Raw genomic sequence first — 22,707 nt, 5'->3', positions numbered from 1 at the left:
CTTTTTTAATCGTGCATAAACATGTTTTGGATTGCTTCATGAGAAGTTGTATTCTCTAATGCAACTAATAATTTAATACGTGCTTTTTGAGCGTTTAAACCGTATGTGAATACAATACCCATATCTTTTAATTGTTTGCCGCCACCTTCATATGAATATACATCTTGAACGATGCCATTGAAACAGCGAGAAACTAATACGACAGGAATTCCTTTATTTATTAGTCGCTCTAGACTAGGAAGTGTTCTTGGAGGTAAATTACCTTGTCCAAGCGCTTCAATAACAATCCCGTCTACCGGAAGATTTTCAATTGCTGCTAACAATGTATCGTCCATACCAGCGTACGCTTTTAGAACGACTACATTTTTAGAAACCTTATTTACTGAATATGTTTCGTGATGTACTAAAGCATGGTGGAATACAACACCACGTTTTGTTACCATACCGATTGGTCCATACTGTGGACTTTGGAATGTTGCTACATTACTTGTATGTGTTTTCGTTACGTTTGTAGCGCAATGAATTTCGTCGTTTAATACGACTAAAACGCCTTTTTCGGCAGCTTCACTACTGCTAGCGACTTTTACAGCTGATAAGAAGTTATATAGACCATCAGCACCTAATTCATTGCTAGAGCGCATTGCGCCTGTTACAACGATCGGAATAGTTGCTTGTACTGTTAAATCTAAGAAATAGGCCGTTTCTTCTAATGTATCCGTACCATGCGTAATGACTACGCCATGAATGTTGTCTTGTTTTACTCTTTCATCAATGATGACTTGTAATTGTAACATTTCGCTCGGTGTCATATGAGGAGATGGTAGATGAAACACATCTTCAACGATTAAATCAACATCGCCTTCTAAATCAGGAATGAATTTTAAAAGAGGATTTTTTTCACCTGGTTGTACGACCCCAGTTTCTTTATCTTCCTCCATTGCAATTGTTCCACCTGTGTGTAAAACTAGGATTCTTTTCAATGCTTATACCCCTTTCAAGTAAAAAAATACATTTAGAACATAACATGTTTTGAGTAAATTCGACAATGGAAATGTATAAAAGTATGCCTCGAAAATGACAATAAAATGAACTGCTATATGTACGATGTATAAAATTACGAAACGAAATGTGCAAATACAGTATAGGAGGGAGCCATTACGTTGAAAAAGATGGAGAGAATGCTTATACGTATATTAATAATACAATTCATTTGTCTTTCTGTTGTGCAATTGTTATTTATACATAAGTCATCAGTGAAATATTTATCTAAAATTGTTTATTATGAAGGTGTCATGGTAAAAAACAAAGCAGAAATCTTACGGGTGAATAGGTAGTTTTCATTTTCTTCTATGAAGGATTATGCTACAATAATTGAGGATTTAATGACGTGAAGCAAATGAGAAGAAGCAGGAGAATACCTGCTTTTCGTTTTGTTTTATAAGTGAAAAAATGAGGTGTTACAATGGATAAACGAATTTCAATTGCTATAGATGGTCCAGCAGCTGCTGGAAAAAGTACAGTTGCAAAAGTTGTAGCGAAGAAGCTTTCTTACGTTTATATTGATACAGGTGCAATGTATCGTACAATTACATATGCAGCTCTTGAACAAAAAGTTGACATTGAGAATGAAGAGCAGTTAATGGAAGTTGTAAAAAATGTGAAAATTGAGTTTCAGCAAGGAGAAAATACACAACTTGTATTTTTAAATGGACAAGATGTTTCGGAAGTCATTCGTACACCTGAGGTGACGAATCGAGTATCGATTGTGGCGAAACATCGCCTTGTTCGTGAAGAAATGGTACGCCGTCAACAAGAGTTAGCAGAAAAAGGCGGCGTTGTAATGGATGGCCGTGATATTGGTACACATGTGTTACCAGATGCTGAAGTGAAGATCTTTATGCTTGCTTCTGTTGAAGAAAGAGCAGAGAGAAGACATTTAGAAAATATGAATAAAGGCTTTGATTCTAATTTAGAGCAGTTAAAAGAAGAAATTGCTCAGCGTGATAAATTAGATTCAGAACGTGAAGTTTCTCCTCTAAAAAAAGCTGATGATGCATTGGAATTAGATACAACTTCTTTATCAATTGAAGAAGTTGTCCAAAAGATTATGAGTATTGTTTCAGGAGTGTTTGCGAAATAAAGAAAGGGCATAGCCCCTTTCTTTTTTATTTCTATAGAAATGTAAAGGATACGTGAATTGTGAGTCTCTTTCCTTGACAAATGATCAGATTTGTAAGAAGTTAATAAAAGAGGGATAAAACTTTCAGAATATATTCGCTATTATATTTCAAAACATACTTTCTTCAAGATGATTTTGCTGTATACTATTTATATAGGTTTAATATATTTTCTAGTGAAATGTATGAAGCTTACGTATGTGATGATAAATTCTTAAACATGCAAATGAAAACAATTGTTTTCATTTCGTATATACATAAAAAATGCTTTGTCAATTCTGTAGGGAGGTATTTCCATGGTAGAGAAAATGAATGAAGAAGTTATGGATTCAAAAGAATTACAAGTTGGTGACGTTGTTACAGGTTCTGTAACGAAAGTTGAAGAGAAACAAGTGCTTGTAAATGTTGGATACAAAACAGATGGCGTAATTCCAATTAGTGAATTAGCTAACGTTCATATTGAAAAAGCAAGCGATGTTGTAGAATTAGATCAAACACTAGAATTAAAGATTATTAAATTAGAAGAAAATGATCTTGTCTTATCTAAACGTGCTGTTGATGCAGAAAAAGCATGGGTAGAATTACAAGAGAAATTTAATTCTGGTCACGTATTTGATGTTACCGTAAAAGATATCGTGAATGGTGGATTAGTTGTGGACCTTGGTGTTCGTGGTTTTATCCCAGCTTCACTTGTAGAAGTACATTATGTAGAAGATTTTACTGACTATAAAGGAAAAACATTAGCCGTGAAAATTGTTGAATTGGACCGTGAAAAAAATCGCGTGATCCTTTCGCATAAAGCGGTAGTAGAATTAGAACTAGATTCTAAGAAGAAAGAAGCAATTTCTTCATTAAAAGAAGGAGACGTTGTGGAAGGAACAGTACAACGACTAACGGATTTTGGTGCTTTCGTTAATGTTGGAGGTGTGGACGGTTTAGTTCATATTTCACAAATTTCACACGAACGTGTAGAGCAACCTTCTGAAGTATTAGAGCAAGGTCAAAAGGTAAAGGTGAAGGTATTATCTGTGGATGCTGATACACAACGTATTTCTTTATCAATTAAAGCAGCTCAACCAGGACCTTGGGAAAATATTGCTGGTGAAGTGAAAGCTGGAGATATTCGTGAGGGAATAGTAAAACGTCTTGTTACATTTGGTGCGTTCGTTGAAATTTTACCTGGCGTCGAAGGTCTTGTGCATGTATCTCAAATTGCAAATCGTCACGTGAAAAATCCAAATGAAGTATTGGAAATGGGACAAGAAGTAAAAGTGAAAGTCCTTGAAGTTCATGTAGCAGAGAAACGTATTTCTTTAAGTATAAAAGAAGCGCTTGAGGAAAATAATGTAACTGAAGATTATAGTCAGTATGAACCGAATGCTGATTCTGCTACTTTCCAATTAAGTGACATTATTGGTGAACAACTGAAAAAATTAAAGAAATAAAGAGGGGTACAAGTGGTAAGGGCAAAACGTAAATTAGATCATATTGAATACGCTCTTTCTACTGGTCAGTCTCGTACGCATGGCTTTCATGATATTGATTTTGTGCATCAAAGCTTGCCAAATTCAAATTATGACACAATAACATGTGAAACAAAAATCGGCGAACTTTCACTAAGTTCGCCGATTTTTATCAATGCGATGACTGGTGGTGGAGGAGAGAAAACGTTACATATTAATGAGCAATTAGCATATGTAGCGAAACATCATAACCTTGCTATGGCTGTAGGTTCGCAAATGGCGGCGTTAAAAGATGAAAGTGAGGCTGCTTCTTATAAGATTATCAGAAAGGTAAATCCAAATGGTATTTTCTTTGCTAATTTAGGTAGTGAGGCAACTATCGAACAGGCAGAGCGTGCTGTTGATATGATTGAAGCGAATGCATTGCAAATTCATTTAAATGTCATACAAGAGTTAACGATGCCAGAAGGGGACCGTGACTTTACTGGTGTACTTCGGCGCATTGAGAAAATTGTTTTAAATAGTAAAGTTCCTGTCATTGTGAAAGAAGTTGGATTTGGGATGAGTAAGGAAACAATGCAACAGTTAGCGAGCATAGGTGTAACGGCGATTGATATTGGCGGACAAGGTGGTACGAATTTTGCTGCTGTTGAAAATGAAAGAAGACAGCGAATGCTTTCTTATTTTAATAACTGGGGCATACAAACAGCAACCTCGATTGTTGAAGCAACCTCTACAAATAATAACCTCTCTTTTATTGCATCTGGGGGTATACAAACAGCGCTTGACGTAGCGAAAGCAATCGCATTAGGGGCGAATACAACTGCTTTTGCTGGATACTTTTTACGCATTTTAATGCAAGATGGTATCGAGAAGTTAGTGGATGAAATTGATCTTCTACATACAGATTTGAAATTTATTATGACAGCTCTCGGTGCGAAGACGATAGAAGAGTTACAATCTGTACCTCTTGTTGTAAAGGGCGAAACGTATCATTGGTTAACACAGCGTGGAATTGATACGACGCATTATAGTAGGAGATAAAAAATCAACCGTTTGGTTGATTTTTTTGTTTTCTATTCATTTTAGTAATCTAAAGCGAGGGATAGAATTGATATTCTAGAAAAATGAAATAATTCCTATATATAAACAGTATCTTGTAAAATTTGCGACTGAAAAATGTAGATAATGTGCCATTGAATTATTGCAGAAGGCTTAATTTTGCTAAGAAAAATAGGTATGGATAAAAATAAAGTTTAGAAAGATTTGTATGTGAAATGTTATTTCAATATGAATAGAAATTATGAAGAAATATGTAAAAGACGGTTTCGTACAATATCGAAACCGTCTTTTTGTATTCATTAGTGCTGATTCTGTTTTCGAGCTTGCTCAGGTGTATCAAGTCCAGTTGCACCCGGATATTGTAGTGATTGGTCACGGTCAGATTCAACGCGGCGTGATTCTCTTAGTTTTCGTTCTTGACGATCTTTACCCATAATGAATAGCACCTCCTTATTAAAAGTGTTGCTGTTATATGAAAAAACTATGCGCGAAGAAAGTGGATTAACTTTCATAAAAAGTTCCCATAATGGAAAACATAGGAGGTGAAATGATGGAAGGGAGTACTTTTTATTTTGTAGCTTGGATAGGGTGGATTGTCATAACGTTTTTTATGAAAAAGGACTCTATTCGGTGGAAGATAAGCGCCTGTATATTGATTTTTATTATTTGTTCTCCGTTACATGTAACGATTGCTTCATTCACGGTATCAGTAAATGCACTTTTACTTTCTGGTATAGCTTTTATAGGACTCACGCTCTATTCTATTTGGAAAAAATTATATAGCTTACTTTCGGCACTTATTATTGCAATGTTATATACAAGTTTTCATTTGTTAGAAGTATATGATCCAATTTGGATTGTGGTGGACAGGTTGTTTTTGTTAAGTAGTGCTCTTGTATATGCATCCGTTTTATTACATGAGGATCGCATATTACGACTATGTTCTCTTTATATAGGAATGTTGCAGGGAGAATTGTTTGTGACAATTATTTTTCGGAAACTGCATTTTCCTTACGATTACGGTAGTTTAGCGTTTTTTGATATCGTTGCTGTTTCTACATTATTCATGGCAATTTTATTTTGGATTGCGAAGGTCTCCGTACACATGGAACAGTTTAAGAGGAAAACACGTAAAAGAAAGGCGAGGGTAATACATGATTGAATATACACCGGCCATTTTATGTGGCGTAATAGCAGGGACAGTAACGAGAGTGCTTATGCTCCGGACAGATACGCGGCAATATCCGACGAGACTCCACGGGAAAATTATTCACATTGCGATGGGGTTAATTGCGGCAGCTTTAGGAGCGATTGCGATTCCGTCTATATTGAAAAAAGATTTTTCTGCCATTACGTTTCTTACGTTAGCAGCAACACAGTTTCGTGATGTGCGTAATATGGAAAGAAATACATTGCAACAATTAGATGGTTATGAGCTTGTACCGCGTGGGAATACATATATTGAAGGAATTGCATTAGTTTTTGAAAGTCGCAACTATTTGGCGATGTTAACGTCGTTTGTAACGACGTTTGCCTATATAGGGTTCCGTTCATGGATTGCTGGAGTAGTTATGGCTATCATCGCATTTTTTATCGCGAAAAAATTAATGTCTGGTAAGAGGTTGCATGATCTTGTTGATATCGAGCATGTTCCACTTCGTTTTGAAGGAGCGGGACTGTATATTGATAATATTTACATTATGAATATTGGATTGCCAGCAAGACAAGAGGAAATTATGAAGTATGGAATGGGTTTTATTTTAAGACCGAAATCAATTGATGCGATGGTGACAATCTCTAACTTAGGACAACGACAAGCTATTTTACATGATGTTTCTGTTGCTTTAGGAATTTATAGAGATTCTGGTACGCCGGCACTTGTACCGTTAGCAAAGCGTGATTTAGAGGATGGCAGGGTTGGAATCTTTGTCTTGCCACAAGATCAAGATGCGGAGAAAGCGATAGGTGTCATAGGGAACGTGCCGACGTTAGAAAGTGCTGTTCATATGTCATCGGAAGCCCCGAAAGGAAGGGGAGATAAGAGATGATGTTAGAAAGTGTAATTCTTGCAGTTATTACAACGACCCCGGAGAAATTTGCTGGTGGTGCTCCTCTGTTTACTTGTGAATCTAAAGAGGAATTAGAATTTGTTGCAAATAATTTAGAGGCAATTCTAGATGGCATTGCGCATCGCTTACAAGAGAATGTATATATTATTGTGAAACATTAGCAACGTGTGTTATAATGTGAGGTGTTTTGATACGTTGAGAAATATTCTGGAATGCAAATCCCTTCTTGCACAAAGAAGGGTTTTTTACATAATAAACAGAAGCAAGTTGAAAGGATGAAAGTATATGCCGAAACCAGTAATAGCAATAGTAGGCCGCCCGAACGTAGGGAAATCTACTATTTTCAATAGAATTGTTGGAGAGAGAGTTTCAATCGTAGAAGATATTCCAGGTGTAACGCGCGATCGTATTTATAGCGCTGGAGAATGGTTAAATCATGAATTTAACATTATTGATACAGGTGGAATTGATATTGGAGACGAGCCATTTTTGACACAAATTCGTCAACAAGCTGAAGTAGCAATTGATGAAGCGGATGTTATCATTTTTATGACAAATGGTCGTGACGGTGTAACTGCAGCTGATGAAGAAGTTGCAAAAATATTATATCGTTCAAATAAACCGGTTGTACTTGCAGTAAATAAAGTGGACAATCCGGAAATGCGCAGTGATATTTATGATTTCTATGCATTAGGATTTGGTGAGCCATTCCCAATTTCAGGTACACACGGATTAGGATTAGGTGACTTATTAGACGAAGCTGCACAGCATTTTCCAAAGATTGAAGAAGACGGATATGATGAAGATACAATTCGTTTCTCTTTAATTGGCCGTCCAAACGTAGGGAAATCATCACTTGTAAATGCTCTTCTTGGTCAAGAGCGTGTAATTGTTAGTAATGTAGCAGGAACAACTCGTGATGCGGTCGATACACCATATAGTAAAGATGGGAAAGATTATGTAATTATCGATACAGCTGGTATGCGTAAAAAAGGGAAAGTGTATGAAAGTACAGAAAAGTATAGTGTACTTCGTGCACTAAGAGCGATTGAACGTTCTGACGTTGTTTTAGTCGTTTTAGACGGTGAAGAAGGAATTATTGAACAAGATAAAAAAATCGCTGGATACGCTCATGATTCAGGGCGAGCTGTCGTTATCGTTGTAAACAAATGGGACGCAGTGAAAAAAGACGAGAAAACAATGAAAGCATTTGAAGAAAACATCCGTGCTCATTTCCAATTTTTAGAGTACGCACCGATTGTGTTCTTATCTGCGAAAACGAGAAAACGTACACAAACGTTAATACCGGTTATCGATGAGGTAAATGAAAGTCATAGTATCCGTATTCAAACGAATGTATTAAATGATGTAATTATGGATGCGGTAGCGATGAATCCAACGCCAACGCATAACGGTAGTCGTCTGAAGATTTTCTATGCAACACAAGTTGCGGTAAAACCACCAACATTTGTTGTGTTTGTAAACGATCCAGAACTATTGCATTTCTCATATGAGCGTTTCTTAAAGAATCGTTTACGTGAATCATTTGGCTTTGTGGGAACGCCGATTCACATTATCGCTAGAGCAAGAGACTAATGGAGAGGATGTGATTTTATGACAAAAATCACAGTAGTTGGAGCAGGTAGCTGGGGAACAGCGTTAGCGATGGTATTAGCTGACAATGGGCATGATGTACGTATTTGGGGAAATCGTTCTGAACTTATGGATGAGATTAATACAAAACATGAGAATAGTCGATATCTTCCGGGAATTACATTGCCAAGCACAATCGTAGCCTACTCTTCTTTAGAAGAAGCATTAGTAGATGTAAATGTAGTACTGCTTGTAGTACCAACGAAAGCGTATAGAGAAGTACTACAAGATATGAAGAAATATGTAGCGGGTCCGACTACTTGGATTCATGCAAGTAAAGGAATTGAACCTGGTACGTCAAAACGTATTTCGGAAGTGATTGAGGAAGAAATTCCAGAGGACTTGATTAAAGATGTTGTTGTACTGTCTGGACCGAGTCATGCTGAAGAAGTTGGATTACGTCAGGCGACAACTGTTACGTCTGCAGCAAAGCGTATGGAAGCGGCTGAGGAAGTACAAGATTTGTTTATGAATAGTTATTTCCGTGTATACACAAATCCAGATATCGTTGGAGTTGAACTTGGTGGTGCGTTAAAAAATATTATCGCATTAGCTGCTGGGATAACTGATGGTCTTGGATTAGGTGATAATGCGAAAGCGGCATTAATGACGCGTGGTTTAACGGAGATTGCTCGTTTAGGAAGAAAAATGGGTGGAAATCCGTTAACGTTTGCTGGTCTAACTGGTATGGGGGACTTAATTGTAACTTGTACAAGTGTCCATAGCCGAAATTGGCGTGCTGGGAATTTGCTTGGAAAAGGACACTCTTTAGAAGAGGTGTTAGAAAGCATGGGTATGGTTGTGGAAGGTGTAAGAACAACGAAAGCTGCGCATGAGTTGGCAGAGAAAATGGAAGTGGAAATGCCGATTACAGCTGCTTTATATGACGTCTTATTCAATGGGAATAATGTAAAAGATGCAGTAGGCTCATTAATGGGGCGTGTTCGAAAACATGAAGTGGAAGCTATACCTGACTTACTTTAAAGAAAAGCGACAGAAGTACAATTGTACTTCTGTCGCTTTTTATTTTTTTGGGTCTTTTCACCATTTTTTTATTTTTGCATAGGATGAAGAGTAACTTGAGGAGAGGGTGAAAAGAATGGATAACAACATTTTTAATAACATTGAAAAAGAAGCGAAAGTGAATAAAGAAGATATTTTTAAATTAGCATCATCTGTACAAAATGCGAATTTACGTGATGAGACTGTACTTCGTCAATTGATTCATCAAGTGGCTCTTATGGCAGGACGTGAAGTGCCGAAAGAACAAGAGGATCAAATTGTAAAAGCGATTATTAACAATAATATGCCGACAGATTTTGGCTCGTTAAGCAAAATGTTTAAAAAATAAAATATGAGAAACAAAGAGTTTGTAGATTGCATATGATAGCCATGAAAGTATGGGAATAGAGCTGTTTTGGGCATATTTGGTCAACCGAAGCGAGTGTATCACTCGCTTCGGTTTTATTTTTATCTAGATTTGTAGTAAAATGTTCTTTTTTATATTTGTTTAAAGATTTTAATTTGTTAAAATAGTATAAAAATAGATTGATAAAAAGGGGTGTGTATATGTCGGAAGGGCTTATAAAAATGTGGTTTGCTTTAGGGGCAATTGGATTTATGTTTTTTGCAGTAAGTTTTATTTTGCTAAGCAGATATAAAATAAAGAATAAATTTTTGAAAGGGATTACAGCGTTGGTAGCGTACACCCTTATGATTGTATCAGGAATTGTTATTTTTCTTGTTGTATTTAGTGGGCCTGTACAGCAGTAAAGGGAATGGTACGGAGCGAGTTATATTAGTATGAAAAGGTGATTTCTAGTGAAAAAAGTCCATATTATTTTAATATTTTGTTGTATGAGCATTTTAACAGGATGTCTGTATCCAAAAGAAAATATGAAACAAAATGCTGTGCCTTATGAAGATCAGCTGCAGGTCGTTCAAAAAGCTGTTGCGACATTTAAGGAGCAAAATGACGGGATATTGCCAATTAAGACGCGGGATATGAATACGCCTATTTATCAAAAATATCCAATCGATTTTCAAAAGATTTCTCCGCGTTACATACAAGAAGCGCCAGGGAATGCCTATGAAAGCGGGGGAGTATATCAATACGTATTAATAGACGTTGAAACAAACCCGACAGTAAAGTTAATTGATGTGAGGATGGCTGAACAAATTCAGCAATTATCATTAAAGCTTAGGATGTATCGAGATGAACATCAATATCCACCATTTAAAAAGGTAATTTCAGATGGTGTGTATGAATTAGATTTCAAAAAACTTGGATATAAAGATGTACCGCAAGTGACAAGTCCGTATTCTGGTAAAGGACTTCCGTTTGTAATTAATGAAAAGGGAGAAATTTATGTTGATTATAGAATCGACTTATATGAAGCGCTGAAAAAAAACGAAGGACAATTTAAGGAGGGGGAAGATATTCGGAATATACTTTCGAAAGATTCTCCGTTTGTACCTGCGTATTCTTTACCGTATACGGTAAAGAATGGAGAACCAATTTTTTTAAAATCATAAGTCATGAACCTTTCTTTTAGTGAATAAGTTCTAGAAGAAAGGTTTTTTATGTTACACAACTTGCGATGCAAACAAAAGGTATTTTTTTAATAGTCATATGAAATTGGACAAAATTATATGATATATTGTCCGAACTTCTAGAATACCATTATATTATATCAGATATTATAGGCAACGTTAGAGAAGGTATTAGTTGACTATAAACGTGGAATTATTCCCAAAAATATTGAGGGAGGGAATCACTTGGAAAAGGTAGATATTTTTAAAGATATTGCGGAACGCACAGGCGGTGATATTTATTTTGGAGTTGTAGGAGCTGTTCGAACAGGAAAATCAACATTCATCAAAAAATTTATGGAACTTGTAGTTATTCCTAATATTGAAAATGAGTCTGACCGTCAAAGAGCGCAGGATGAACTACCTCAAAGTGCTGCTGGCCGTACAATCATGACGACGGAACCGAAGTTTGTTCCAAACCAAGCGGTTTCTATCGAAGTAGATGAAGGTCTTGAAGTCAATATTCGATTAGTAGATTGCGTCGGATATACAGTTCCAGGAGCAAAAGGCTATGAAGATGAGAATGGCCCGCGCATGATTAATACTCCTTGGTATGAAGAACCTATTCCATTCCATGAAGCTGCAGAAATCGGAACACGTAAAGTAATTCAAGAACATTCAACAATTGGTGTTGTAATTACAACAGATGGAACGATTGGTGAAATTCCAAGAAGAGATTATATAGAGGCAGAAGAACGCGTCGTAAATGAGCTAAAAGAAGTCGGAAAACCTTTCATTATGATCATTAACACTGTACAGCCGTATCATCCAGATACAGAGCAATTGCGCCAAAGCTTATCTGAAGAATATGATATCCCAGTCATTGCGATGAGTGTTGAAAGTTTAAGAGAAACAGATGTATACAATGTACTTCGAGAGGCATTATTTGAGTTCCCTGTTTTAGAAGTGAATGTGAACCTTCCGAGCTGGGTAATGGTGCTAAATGAAGGGCATTGGTTACGCCAAAGTTATCAAGAAGCCGTTCAAGAGACTGTGAAGGATATAAAACGTCTTCGTGATGTAGACCGTGTCGTATGGCAGTTTAGTCAGTATGAATTTATTGATCGAGCGAGCCTAGCTGGCATTGATATGGGGCAAGGCGTAGCAGAGATTGATCTATATGCACCAGATGAATTATATGATCAAATTTTAAAAGAAGTAGTAGGGGTAGAAATTCGAGGGAAAGATCATTTATTGAAGCTTATGCTCGATTTATCTCATGCGAAAATAGAATATGATCAAGTGGCGGATGCCCTGCGTATGGTAAAACAAACAGGATATGGTGTAGCGGCGCCTGCGTTAGCTGATATGAGCTTAGATGAGCCAGAAATTATTCGTCACGGTTCAAGGTTTGGTGTGAAATTAAAAGCTGTAGCACCATCTATTCACATGATTAAAGTTGATGTGGAGTCTACGTTTGAGCCAATTATTGGTACTGAAAAACAAAGTGAAGAACTAGTTCGTTACTTAATGCAAGATTTTGAAGATGATCCATTATCAATTTGGAATTCTGATATATTTGGACGTTCGCTGAGTTCGATTGTTCGGGAAGGTATTCAAGCGAAACTATCTTTAATGCCAGAAAATGCGAGATATAAATTAAAAGAAACGCTAGAAAGAATTATTAATGAAGGATCTGGCGGATTAATCGCGATTATATTATAAGAAAAAATCCCTCTCATCGTAGAGGGATTTTTTAAATTTCCGCATACAAAATAGGAAAATAAACAGCCATTATCTAATATATTGTTGTAATTTGTCAAGTTTCATCAGATTTTCACATTTTAAGAGTAACAATTTCCTTAAAAATATTGAATTATAAAGGAGAATCGTATAATATAGGCGTTGATAATGATTTATCTACATCTTTGTAGTATAGAATTTGTAAAAATTGCCTACAAATGAAAGTAAGACTCATTTTATGATCATTATACAGTCTTATCTTTGGGAGGAGGTGAATGGCATGAACAAGACAGATTTAATCAATGCTGTTGCAGAAGCAAGTTCCCTTTCTAAAAAGGACGCAACAAAAGCAGTAGACGCTGTTTTTGATTCTATCTTAGAAGCTTTAAAACAAGGTGATAAAGTACAACTGATCGGATTCGGTAACTTCGAAGTTCGTGAGCGTGCGGCTCGTAAAGGTCGTAACCCACAAACAGGTGAGGAGATTGAAATCGCTGCAAGTAAAGTACCTGCATTCAAACCTGGTAAAGCGTTAAAAGATGCGGTTAAATAATCCTTACATATTAACAGGGAAGAAGAGTTTCCTTTTTGGAAACTCTTCTTTTTGCTTTTAAAAACATAAATATGCTAGAATGTGTTCGTATCACTTTTAGGTTTTCGGGAGGGCTAGCGGATGGCAAAAGTTAATTTAGAACAAATTGAACATGCAGTACGCCTTATTTTAGAGGCAATCGGAGATGACCCAAATCGTGAGGGAGTACTTGATACACCAAAGCGTGTTGCAAAAATGTACGCAGAAGTGTTCTCAGGTATGCATGAAGATCCGAAAGAACATTTGCACAAAGTGTTCGGAGAAGATCACGAGGAGCTTGTACTAGTAAAAGATATACCGTTTTATTCGATGTGTGAGCATCATTTAGTTCCATTCTATGGAGTTGCTCACGTTGCATATATTCCGCAAGGCGGAAAAGTGACAGGGTTAAGTAAATTGGCTCGTACTGTAGATACAATTGCACGTCGTCCACAACTGCAAGAACGTATTACATCAACAGTAGCGAACTCTATTATGGAAGTACTAGAGCCGCATGGTGTAATGGTAGTAGTAGAAGCGGAACATATGTGTATGACGATGCGCGGTGTGAAAAAGCCAGGTGCAAAAACAGTAACAACAGCAGTACGTGGTGTACTAGAAAATGATGCTGCAGCACGTAGTGAAATTTTATCTTTTATTAAAACGAAGTAAAGAAAAGTGGGAAACTGCTTTTCTTTTTTTTTTTTTGTAAATAAATGATATAGTTTTAGCAAGGCAGAGTGAGAATAGAAAGGCTACTTAAAAGAATAGAAGATGTTATGTAGTTCGATAGAAGTTTGGAAAGAGTAGCCAAGTTTTGGTTATAGAAAATAGAGTGTATGTGTTATAATAAGTTTTATGAATTAGAAAACAAGGGTGATTTTTGTGTGTGACATCTACGGAGGGTATGCGGGTATAAGAGAGAAATTGATGGTGAAATTACGCCATCCTTATTTTATAAACTATATTGAAGAACCATTTATTGATGAAGAGAAAATAGCATTGTTATATGGTGCTTTAAAAGGTGCAAATTTACATATAGAACAAATTGAGCATTATGTAGTAACGATTATGCTTGTGCAAATTGCGCTTGATACACATGAAAGAGTATCGAATAAAGTAGGGGAAGAAGCGAATGAATCGCATAAACGTCGCCAGTTAACAGTGCTTGCTGGTGATTATTATAGCGGGTTATATTATTACTTATTGTCTATGAATCGTGATATCGTTTTAATTCGTGCGCTTGCTGAAGGAATTAAAGAAATTAATGAACACAAAATAATGTTATATCAAAAAGCGCATAAAACGATGGATGACATACTGGAAAGTGTAGTAACGATTGAGTCTGCACTTTTGCAAAAAACATGTGATCATTTTCATTTATCGCATTGGAAATCGTTTATAACATATGTACTAGGGAAAAATCGTCTCCAAAAAGAATGTGAATTACATGTTGAAAAACAGCATTCACCTGTTTTTCAAGCGGTTCAAGAGATTTTGAACGATAAAGCGGATGCAGAAACAGTTGTGAATGGATGGATGATGGAACTCGGAAAGAAAGAAAATCAAATTTTAGAAAATCACACAGATATAAGCGAAATAAACTCTGTGTTAAGAGATAAATCGAAGACATAAGCAATTTTACATTGGAAGAAGGTACGAGCATGCAACAATCAAAAGAAGAAAGAGTACATGATGTATTTGAGAAAATCTCTGATAAATACGATGTAATGAATTCTGTAATTAGTTTTCAAAGGCATAAAGCGTGGCGTAAAGAGACGATGCGCATTATGGATGTAAAACCAGGTAGTAAAGCGCTTGATGTTTGCTGCGGGACAGCGGACTGGACAATTGCGCTAGCTGAAGCAGTGGGGGAACAGGGCAAGGTTGTTGGTTTAGACTTCAGTGAAAATATGTTATCTGTTGGTAAGCAAAAGGTAGAGGCTTTACAATTAAAACAAGTAGAACTTCTACACGGGAATGCAATGGAACTTCCATTTGAAGATAACACATTTGATTATGTAACGATTGGATTTGGTTTACGTAACGTACCGGATTATATGCACGTATTAAAAGAAATGACGCGTGTAGTAAAACCGGGTGGAAAAGTAATTTGTTTAGAAACATCTCAACCAACAATGATTGGTTTTCGACAAGGTTATATTTTATACTTTAAATATATCATGCCGTTATTTGGAAAGTTATTTGCGAAAAGTTATAAAGAATATTCATGGTTGCAAGAATCTGCTAGTACATTCCCAGGTATGAAAGAATTGGCTAATATGTTCGAAAAAGCTGGACTTGAACGTGTGCAAGTGAAGCCATTTACTTTTGGGGTAGCAGCGATGCATTTAGGTATGAAACCAGAATCAAAATAGAAAAAAAGAAGTTTTAGGTTAAGGTGAACAATATGAAGTTACAACTTATGTACTCTTTTTTACGATCGGATATTAATGTGATAGAAAAAGAATTAAAAAAGACAGTTGCTTCTGAACAGCCATTAGTAGAAGAGGCGGCATTACAACTTATTGAAGCTGGTGGGAAGCGAATTCGTCCTGTATTTGTGTTGCTTGCAGGGAAATTTGGAGATTATAAGTTAGACGCAATTAAGCATGTAGCTGTTGCGTTAGAACTTATTCATATGGCTTCTCTTGTTCACGATGATGTTATTGATGCCGCGTTTTTACGACGTGGTAGTGCAACTGTGAATGCGAAATGGGGAGATCGTATTGCCATGTATACAGGGGACTATTTATTCGCTAAGTCTCTTGAATGTATAACGAATATTGAAATTCCAGAGGCACATCAGGCTCTATCGCATACCATTTTAGAAGTTTGTAAAGGTGAAATCGAACAAATTAAAGATAAGTATAACTATGACCAAAATTTAAGAACATATTTAAGAAGAATAAAGCGAAAAACCGCATTATTAATTGCTGCAAGCTGCCAACTAGGAGCGATTGCTGCTGGCGCTAATCGTGATACAGTAAGTCGTCTGTTTTGGTATGGCTATTTCGTAGGGATGTCGTATCAAATTATTGATGACATTTTAGACTTCGTTTCCACAGAAGAGAAACTTGGAAAACCTGCTGGTGGTGATTTATTGCAAGGAAACATTACGCTTCCTGCTCTATATGCTATGGAAGATCTGATCCTGTGTAAAAAAATCAGATCTGTACATGAAAATACAACAGCGGACGAAATGAAAGAAATTATTGAGGCTGTAAAGAATAGTGATGCTATTGATAAAGCATTTGCGTTTAGTGAACGTTATTTACATAAAGCATTAGAAATTATAAAACCACTCCCACGTGGACAAGCAAAGTATGCATTACAAAATGTAGCAAAGTATATTGGGAAACGAAAATTTTAGTCTTTTTTCTAAAAAATAAAATAATCTCTCTATTTCAAAACTATTGCACAATTGTGATAAGGGTGTTAATATGTGTGTGGGGATATACAATTACATACATAATTCAGAAGTGGAGAGATTTTTTATGGAAAAAACATTTCTAATGGTTAAACCAGACGGTGTACAACGTGCCTTCATTGGGGAAATTGTAGCTCGTTTTGAGAAGAAGGGCTTTCAATTAGTTGGTGCAAAATTAATGCAAGTCACTCCGGAAATTGCTGGACAACATTATGCTGAGCACACAGAGAAACCTTTCTTTGGTGAATTAGTAGACTTTATTACATCTGGCCCTGTATTTGCAATGGTATGGCAAGGTGAAGGTGTAGTAGATACAGCTCGTAACATGATGGGTAAAACAAGACCACATGAAGCAGCTCCTGGAACAATTCGTGGAGATTTCGGTGTAACTGTTGCGAAAAATATTATCCATGGTTCTGATTCGTTAGAAAGTGCAGAGCGCGAGATTGCTATTTTCTTTAAAGAAGAAGAATTAGTTGACTACTCAAAATTAATGAATGAATGGATTTACTAATTATTTTGAAATAATTTGTAAACGCTTTAATCACTGTGATAATAGTAGAAAGTGCAAGGAGAATAGGGGTATTCTTCTTGCACTTTTTTTATATCTATTAGTTACGAAGTTAGAGCTGTTATGATATATTGATATGTAAAGTAAAGGCCTATCGGAGAATAAGCGAATGGCTGATGTATTCATAACTCTTTCATATTTTTAGAGTAATGAAAGATAATATTATTGCTTAATATAGCGAGATAAATACATATACGAAAAGAGGAATAACGTATGCGATATATTACAGCTGGTGAATCTCATGGTCCACAACTTACAACGATTATAGAAGGTGTTCCAGCCGGACTACCATTAGTAGCGGATGATATAAATGAAGAGTTAGCTAGAAGGCAAAAGGGATATGGGCGCGGTAGACGCATGCAAATTGAAACAGATCAAGTGCAGATTGTAAGTGGTGTTAGACATGGAGAGACATTAGGTTCTCCAATTGCACTTGTTGTCGAAAACCGTGATTTTGCACATTGGACAAAAATTATGGGTGCAGAGCCGTTAACGGAACAAGAAGAAAAAGAAATGAAAAGGAAAGTAACAAAACCAAGACCTGGACATGCTGATCTAAATGGTGCGATTAAATATGGTCATAGAGATATGAGAAATGTACTGGAACGTTCTTCGGCTCGCGAAACGACAGTACGTGTTGCTGCTGGTGCGGTTGCTAAAAAATTGTTAGCGGAACTTGGTATTGCAGTAGCAGGCCATGTAATTGAAATTGGCGGTGTTGAGGCTAAGGAGACTACGTATCGTTCAATTGAAGAATTAAAAAGTATTACAGAAGCATCACCTGTACGTTGTTTAGATGAAGAAGCTGGTAATCAAATGATAAAAGCAATTGATGATGCGAAATCAAATGGTGATTCAATCGGTGGCATCGTTGAAGTAATTGTGGAAGGAATGCCGATTGGAGTAGGAAGCTATGTGCATTATGATCGAAAACTAGATGCAAAATTAGCAGCCGCAATGATGAGCATTAATGCTTTTAAAGGTGTTGAGATCGGAATTGGTTTTGAAGCAGCGCATAGACCGGGTAGCGAAGTTCATGATGAAATTGTGTGGAATGAAGAGCATGGATATACAAGAAGAACAAATAACGCGGGTGGCTTAGAAGGCGGTATGACGACTGGAATGCCAATTGTTGTACGCGGTGTGATGAAACCGATACCTACACTATATAAACCGCTTCAAAGTGTCGATATTGATACGAAAGAGCCTTTTACAGCAAGTATTGAACGCTCAGATAGTTGTGCTGTTCCAGCAGCTAGTGTCGTTGCAGAAGCGGTTGTAGCTTGGGAATTAGCTACAGCTTTAATAGAACAATTCGGATTAGATCGTATGGACCTTATTCGTGAAAATATTGAGAGACATAATGAATATGCGAGGGGATTTTAATGGGAAACATACATATTCAAACGAAATCAAAAGAATATGATGTATATGTAGGGAAAGAATCGTTGTCACATTTGACAACGATTGTTCAAAATATGAAGCCATCTGTATCAAATATCATGATTATTTCAGATGAAGCTGTTGCATCTTTACATTTACAGACGGTTGTAGATGCGTTGCAAATAGAGCAAAAAGTATTTTCGTTCGTTGTACCGAGTGGTGAAAAAGAGAAGTCCTTTGAAAATTTCTATGCGGCTCATACGTCAGCTCTTGAAAATAAATTAGATAGAAATTCTTTAATTATCGCACTTGGAGGCGGGATGATTGGAGACTTAGCTGGTTTTGTTGCTGCGTCATTTATGCGTGGAATTCGCTTTGTTCAAGTTCCGACGACTTTATTAGCTCACGATAGCGCAGTAGGTGGGAAAGTAGCAATCAATCATCCGTTAGGTAAAAATATGATAGGTGCATTCCATCAACCAGAAGCAGTCGTATATCATACGCCGTTTTTACAGTCTCTTCCTGAAAAAGAGTGGCGCTCAGGTTATGCAGAAGTGATAAAACATGCTCTAATTGGTGATGTAAAACTATATCATTGGCTAAAAGAAGAAGTGCAAACATTAGCAGATCTTCGTGATGAGAAATTAATCCACATATTAGCGAAGGCGATTCCTGTAAAGGCAAACATTGTAGCACAAGATGAAACAGAAAAAGGTGTACGTGCTCATTTGAACTTTGGACATACGTTAGGTCATGCTCTTGAAAAAGAACTAGGATACGGAAATATTACTCACGGTGACGGAGTGGCGCTTGGAATGTTATTTGCTATATTCTTAAGTGAGCAAGTGTATAAGGTTAATCTTGCTTATGAAGAGATGAAGCAGTGGTTTTTAAAGTACGGTTATCCAAAAATGCCAAGTGATTTGAATGTAGACCGTCTCGTTCAATTAATGAAACAAGATAAGAAAGCGAATGCTGGAGCGATTCATATGGTACTTATGCAGGAATATGGGGTAGTGAATGTCGTATCTATTCCAGATGAGACTGTTCATATTGCGTTAGAGGCATTTCAAAAGAATATGGTATAAAAAGATAGGTAACAACTGTGAAGAGCCTATTTAGAAGTGTTTTCGTAATAGTGACGGTTATGATAAACGATTATAGTAAGGGAGTATAACCATATTGTAATCGAATTGAATAAAACGACTGGGGGAAGAAAAATGAGAGTAAAAGAGCAATTGTTAACTTTGAGAGCATATGTACCTGGGAAAAATATTGAAGAAGTAAAAAGGGAATATGGGTTATCAAAAATTGTGAAATTAGCATCGAACGAAAATCCATTCGGTTGCTCAGTGCGTGTGACAGAAGCATTAACTTCTTTAGCGAGCCAATATGCCCTTTATCCAGATGGATATGCCTTTGAAATTCGGACAAAAGTAGCGGAACATTTAGGTGTAAAAGCAGAACAACTACTATTTGGTAGTGGATTAGATGAAGTCATTCAAATGATTAGCCGTGCATTACTACACGAAGGAACAAATGTTGTAATGGCGAATCCAACATTCTCGCAATACCATCACCATGCTGTTATTGAAGGAGCAGAAGTTCGTGAAGTACCACTTAAAGATGGCATTCATGATTTAGATGCGATGCTAGAGCAAGTAGATGATAAAACGAAGATCGTATGGATTTGTAATCCGAATAATCCGACAGGTACATATGTAGAGAAACAAAAATTACTTTCATTTTTAGAATCAGTTCCTAAGTCAGCGCTCGTTATTATGGACGAGGCATATTATGAATATGCGGGGGCAGAAGACTATCCGCAAACGTTGCCACTTCTTGAAAAGTATGAAAATCTTATGGTTTTACGCACGTTTTCAAAAGCATATGGTTTAGCCGCTTTCCGTATTGGGTATGCGGTTGGTAATGAGCAGTTAATTGGGCAACTAGAAGTAGCAAGGTTACCATTTAATACATCGACTGTAGCACAATCTGTAGCACTTGCTGCATTAGAAGATCAAGCATTTTTACAAGAATGTGTGAAAAAGAATGAAGAAGGTTTACATCAGTATTACGCATTTTGTAAGGAATATAACGTATTCTATTATCCATCTCAAACAAATTTCATTTTCTTAAAGCTTGGTATTCCTGGTAATGAGGCTTTTGAACGATTAATGAAGAAAGGGTATATTGTTCGTTCTGGTGCTGCATTTGGTATACATGATGGCATTCGTATTACTGTCGGTTTGAAAGAAGAAAATGATGAAATTATAGAATTACTGAAAGAGCTTGTAAATGAGCAAGTACAGAAAGAAGAAACATATTCTTAAGCGATTGTGAAGGCTCCTATTATAGGGGCCTTTTTATTTAAATGGCCTGTAAATCTCAATCCTTGCGGGGCAATAATGTGAATAAGAGAAGTTATTTGCACGGTACTGAAAGAAAACGTTACAATAGAAAGTAGTAATGCGGTATCGGTGTCATATTCGAATCGTTATCAGTGAAAGTACAAGAAGAAGTATACTCATTCTAAAGGTTGCGTTCTTACACCTTGTTGCTTATGATAAAGTGAAACTTTAATCAGTGGGGGGATGTTTATCCCCCGCTGATTATTAGTTGAACCAATCGGGCTTTTACGGGCAGTTGACCCCAAAACTAACTTCTTTGCCTTAGCTGAATTTTGAGGTGGGGTCTTACTGCCCGTTAATAGCGGGGTAAATGAACAGAAAAGAATATTTTTTAGAATTAAAGGAGACGTTTATGCAAAAGTTTGAACAAGCTGTTTCATATATTGAAAATGGTGAAGCGGAAAAAGGGTTACAATTATTAAAAGAACAATTAAAAATTGCGAATGATGAAGAGAAGTATGATATCGCTCGCTATTATCATACACTTGGATTTACGGATGAAGCGTTAGCTATTACAGAAGACTTACGTTTATTGTATCCAGAGGAAAGTGAATTCACTGTATTTTTAGCAGAATTATATATTGATCTAGACAAAGAAGATGAAGCGATTGAAGTGCTTCATGATATTCCAGAAAATGATGATTTATATGTTCAATCGTTATTACTTGTTGCGGATTTATTCCAAATGCAAGGTTTCGATGATGTAGCAGAACAAAAACTATTAAAGGCGAAAGAAATGATGCCTGACGAGCCTGTCATTACGTTTGGATTAGCAGAGTTATATAGTAGTAAAGGTGAAGAACAAAAGGCAATCACTTATTATGAGTCGCTATTAGCGGAACATAAAGTAATGGGTGGTGTTGTCATTGCGCTACGCCTTGGAGAAACGTTAAGCGCGATTGGAAATTGGGAAGAGGCGATTTCTTACTACGAAGCAGGTTTAGAGGAACAAAAAGATATTCACTCATTATTTGGATATGCCTTCACGTTATACCAAGGTGAAGAATACCAACGAGCAATTGGTGCTTGGCAAGAACTGAAAGAATTAGATCCTGAGTATGCATCGCTTTACATGTATTTAGCGAAAAGCTATGAAAAAGAAGGGATGCTTCAAGAAAGCTATGAAACACTTCATGAAGGAATTAAAGTAGATGAGCTTTCTGTACCATTTTATGTAGAATTAGCAAACATTGCGGCGAAATTAGGGAAAATTACGGAAGCAGAGGAAGTACTTCAAAAAGCGCTTGAGTTAGATCCAGGACATTTAGGTGCAACATTAAAATATGCGTACATCTTAAAGGAACAAGAAAAATATGAAGAGTTAATCGCTGTTGTAGAGCGTGCAATTGATAGCGGAGAACCAGATACACAACTACTTTGGGATCTTGCATTTGCAAAAAAACAATTAGAAATGTATTCGGATGCATTAAAACACTATGAAAGTGCATATACTTCTTTTAAGAATCATCCAGACTTCTTGGAAGAGTACGGTTATTTCTTATTGGAAGAAGGTATGCGAAAAGAGGCGAAAGAAGTATTTACTCAGTTAATACAACTAGACCCGACACAAATTCATATTGAAGAATTGTTATATAATTTAGAGGATTTTTCATAAGTTGGAAGGAAACTGAATGCCGCTTCT

25 protein-coding genes are annotated in these 22,707 nt (G+C 36.5%); 23 read left to right on the top strand and 2 right to left on the bottom strand.

The annotated features are described in order from the left end of the window. Positions 1 to 5 precede the first annotated feature (5 nt). Positions 6 to 980: an asparaginase gene (gene ansA, locus ACTFRS_RS10750; protein WP_000822020.1), complete on the bottom strand. Its 975-nt coding sequence runs from the start codon at positions 978 to 980 to the stop codon at positions 6 to 8. A 180-nt stretch (positions 981 to 1,160) separates the two neighbouring features. Here ansA and ACTFRS_RS10745 point away from each other — a divergent pair, with 180 nt between their 5' ends. From ACTFRS_RS10745 to ACTFRS_RS10730, 4 genes are all read left to right on the top strand, one after another. Next, positions 1,161 to 1,334 (top strand): YpfB family protein, encoded by a 174-nt coding sequence (locus ACTFRS_RS10745; RefSeq protein WP_014893178.1) that lies wholly within the window; start codon positions 1,161 to 1,163, stop codon positions 1,332 to 1,334. Between the two features lie 128 nt (positions 1,335 to 1,462). Further along, positions 1,463 to 2,140: a (d)CMP kinase gene (gene cmk, locus ACTFRS_RS10740; protein ID WP_000361265.1), complete on the top strand. Its 678-nt coding sequence runs from the start codon at positions 1,463 to 1,465 to the stop codon at positions 2,138 to 2,140. Between the two features lie 333 nt (positions 2,141 to 2,473). Further along, complete coding sequence (rpsA, locus tag ACTFRS_RS10735) at positions 2,474 to 3,622, top strand: 30S ribosomal protein S1 (protein WP_139868078.1); 1,149 nt, start codon at positions 2,474 to 2,476, stop codon at positions 3,620 to 3,622. A gap of 12 nt (positions 3,623 to 3,634) precedes the next feature. After that, on the top strand, positions 3,635 to 4,684 hold the full coding sequence (locus ACTFRS_RS10730; protein WP_000251031.1) for a type 2 isopentenyl-diphosphate Delta-isomerase: 1,050 nt from the start codon (positions 3,635 to 3,637) through the stop codon (positions 4,682 to 4,684). Between the two features lie 317 nt (positions 4,685 to 5,001). Here ACTFRS_RS10730 and ACTFRS_RS10725 read toward each other — a convergent pair whose 3' ends face one another. Further along, positions 5,002 to 5,136: a YpzI family protein gene (locus ACTFRS_RS10725; RefSeq protein ID WP_000513900.1), complete on the bottom strand. Its 135-nt coding sequence runs from the start codon at positions 5,134 to 5,136 to the stop codon at positions 5,002 to 5,004. 116 nt (positions 5,137 to 5,252) lie between these two features. Here ACTFRS_RS10725 and ACTFRS_RS10720 point away from each other — a divergent pair, with 116 nt between their 5' ends. From ACTFRS_RS10720 to ACTFRS_RS10630, 19 genes are all read left to right on the top strand, one after another. Beyond that, positions 5,253 to 5,864 (top strand): YphA family membrane protein, encoded by a 612-nt coding sequence (locus tag ACTFRS_RS10720; protein WP_139868076.1) that lies wholly within the window; start codon positions 5,253 to 5,255, stop codon positions 5,862 to 5,864. Continuing rightward, positions 5,857 to 6,750, top strand: coding sequence for a YIEGIA family protein (locus ACTFRS_RS10715; RefSeq protein WP_000575281.1), 894 nt, complete (start codon positions 5,857 to 5,859; stop codon positions 6,748 to 6,750). The genes ACTFRS_RS10720 and ACTFRS_RS10715 overlap by 8 nt, the downstream gene beginning before the upstream one ends. Continuing rightward, the gene (locus ACTFRS_RS10710) at positions 6,747 to 6,932 is read left to right on the top strand and encodes a capping complex subunit for YIEGIA (protein ID WP_000979051.1); all 186 of its coding nucleotides are present in this window, start codon (positions 6,747 to 6,749) and stop codon (positions 6,930 to 6,932) included. Before ACTFRS_RS10715 ends, ACTFRS_RS10710 begins: the two co-directional genes overlap by 4 nt. Positions 6,933 to 7,056: 124 nt before the next feature. Beyond that, positions 7,057 to 8,367 (top strand): ribosome biogenesis GTPase Der, encoded by a 1,311-nt coding sequence (gene der, locus ACTFRS_RS10705; RefSeq protein ID WP_001125893.1) that lies wholly within the window; start codon positions 7,057 to 7,059, stop codon positions 8,365 to 8,367. Positions 8,368 to 8,385: 18 nt separating this feature from the next. Beyond that, complete coding sequence (locus ACTFRS_RS10700; protein WP_000161775.1) at positions 8,386 to 9,408, top strand: NAD(P)H-dependent glycerol-3-phosphate dehydrogenase; 1,023 nt, start codon at positions 8,386 to 8,388, stop codon at positions 9,406 to 9,408. 115 nt (positions 9,409 to 9,523) lie between these two features. Further along, complete coding sequence (locus ACTFRS_RS10695; protein ID WP_000369754.1) at positions 9,524 to 9,775, top strand: stage VI sporulation protein F; 252 nt, start codon at positions 9,524 to 9,526, stop codon at positions 9,773 to 9,775. Between the two features lie 218 nt (positions 9,776 to 9,993). Further along, positions 9,994 to 10,197 carry a DUF2768 domain-containing protein gene (locus ACTFRS_RS10690; RefSeq protein WP_001288995.1) on the top strand — a complete coding sequence of 68 codons (204 nt, stop codon included), beginning with the start codon at positions 9,994 to 9,996 and terminating at the stop codon, positions 10,195 to 10,197. A gap of 48 nt (positions 10,198 to 10,245) precedes the next feature. Then, positions 10,246 to 10,959 carry a hypothetical protein gene (locus tag ACTFRS_RS10685; protein ID WP_049113550.1) on the top strand — a complete coding sequence of 238 codons (714 nt, stop codon included), beginning with the start codon at positions 10,246 to 10,248 and terminating at the stop codon, positions 10,957 to 10,959. A gap of 243 nt (positions 10,960 to 11,202) precedes the next feature. Further along, positions 11,203 to 12,681 carry a stage IV sporulation protein A gene (spoIVA, locus tag ACTFRS_RS10680; RefSeq protein ID WP_000416519.1) on the top strand — a complete coding sequence of 493 codons (1,479 nt, stop codon included), beginning with the start codon at positions 11,203 to 11,205 and terminating at the stop codon, positions 12,679 to 12,681. 298 nt (positions 12,682 to 12,979) lie between these two features. Beyond that, positions 12,980 to 13,252: an HU family DNA-binding protein gene (locus ACTFRS_RS10675; RefSeq protein WP_001043860.1), complete on the top strand. Its 273-nt coding sequence runs from the start codon at positions 12,980 to 12,982 to the stop codon at positions 13,250 to 13,252. A gap of 120 nt (positions 13,253 to 13,372) precedes the next feature. Further along, positions 13,373 to 13,942 carry a GTP cyclohydrolase I FolE gene (gene folE, locus ACTFRS_RS10670; RefSeq protein WP_001151482.1) on the top strand — a complete coding sequence of 190 codons (570 nt, stop codon included), beginning with the start codon at positions 13,373 to 13,375 and terminating at the stop codon, positions 13,940 to 13,942. Between the two features lie 213 nt (positions 13,943 to 14,155). Next, positions 14,156 to 14,905: a heptaprenyl diphosphate synthase component 1 gene (locus tag ACTFRS_RS10665; protein WP_139868074.1), complete on the top strand. Its 750-nt coding sequence runs from the start codon at positions 14,156 to 14,158 to the stop codon at positions 14,903 to 14,905. A 29-nt stretch (positions 14,906 to 14,934) separates the two neighbouring features. Continuing rightward, positions 14,935 to 15,648 carry a 2-heptaprenyl-1,4-naphthoquinone methyltransferase gene (gene menG, locus ACTFRS_RS10660; protein ID WP_001187662.1) on the top strand — a complete coding sequence of 238 codons (714 nt, stop codon included), beginning with the start codon at positions 14,935 to 14,937 and terminating at the stop codon, positions 15,646 to 15,648. Between the two features lie 32 nt (positions 15,649 to 15,680). Next, positions 15,681 to 16,643, top strand: coding sequence for a heptaprenyl diphosphate synthase component II (gene hepT / locus ACTFRS_RS10655; protein ID WP_139868073.1), 963 nt, complete (start codon positions 15,681 to 15,683; stop codon positions 16,641 to 16,643). A 124-nt stretch (positions 16,644 to 16,767) separates the two neighbouring features. Further along, positions 16,768 to 17,214 carry a nucleoside-diphosphate kinase gene (gene ndk / locus ACTFRS_RS10650; RefSeq protein ID WP_000415885.1) on the top strand — a complete coding sequence of 149 codons (447 nt, stop codon included), beginning with the start codon at positions 16,768 to 16,770 and terminating at the stop codon, positions 17,212 to 17,214. Between the two features lie 270 nt (positions 17,215 to 17,484). Further along, positions 17,485 to 18,657 carry a chorismate synthase gene (gene aroC, locus ACTFRS_RS10645; protein WP_139868071.1) on the top strand — a complete coding sequence of 391 codons (1,173 nt, stop codon included), beginning with the start codon at positions 17,485 to 17,487 and terminating at the stop codon, positions 18,655 to 18,657. Further along, complete coding sequence (gene aroB, locus ACTFRS_RS10640) at positions 18,657 to 19,742, top strand: 3-dehydroquinate synthase (protein ID WP_440023626.1); 1,086 nt, start codon at positions 18,657 to 18,659, stop codon at positions 19,740 to 19,742. The genes aroC and aroB overlap by 1 nt, the downstream gene beginning before the upstream one ends. A 132-nt stretch (positions 19,743 to 19,874) precedes the next feature. Next, complete coding sequence (gene hisC / locus ACTFRS_RS10635) at positions 19,875 to 20,987, top strand: histidinol-phosphate transaminase (RefSeq protein WP_139868066.1); 1,113 nt, start codon at positions 19,875 to 19,877, stop codon at positions 20,985 to 20,987. A 430-nt stretch (positions 20,988 to 21,417) separates the two neighbouring features. Continuing rightward, complete coding sequence (locus ACTFRS_RS10630) at positions 21,418 to 22,680, top strand: tetratricopeptide repeat protein (RefSeq protein ID WP_074602308.1); 1,263 nt, start codon at positions 21,418 to 21,420, stop codon at positions 22,678 to 22,680. Positions 22,681 to 22,707: the final 27 nt, after the last annotated feature.

Source organism: Bacillus cereus group sp. MYBK139-1, from assembly GCF_051916915.1.
Taxonomy (GTDB): domain Bacteria; phylum Bacillota; class Bacilli; order Bacillales; family Bacillaceae_G; genus Bacillus_A; species Bacillus_A pacificus.
This window is presented reverse-complemented; position numbering and strand designations above follow the sequence as displayed.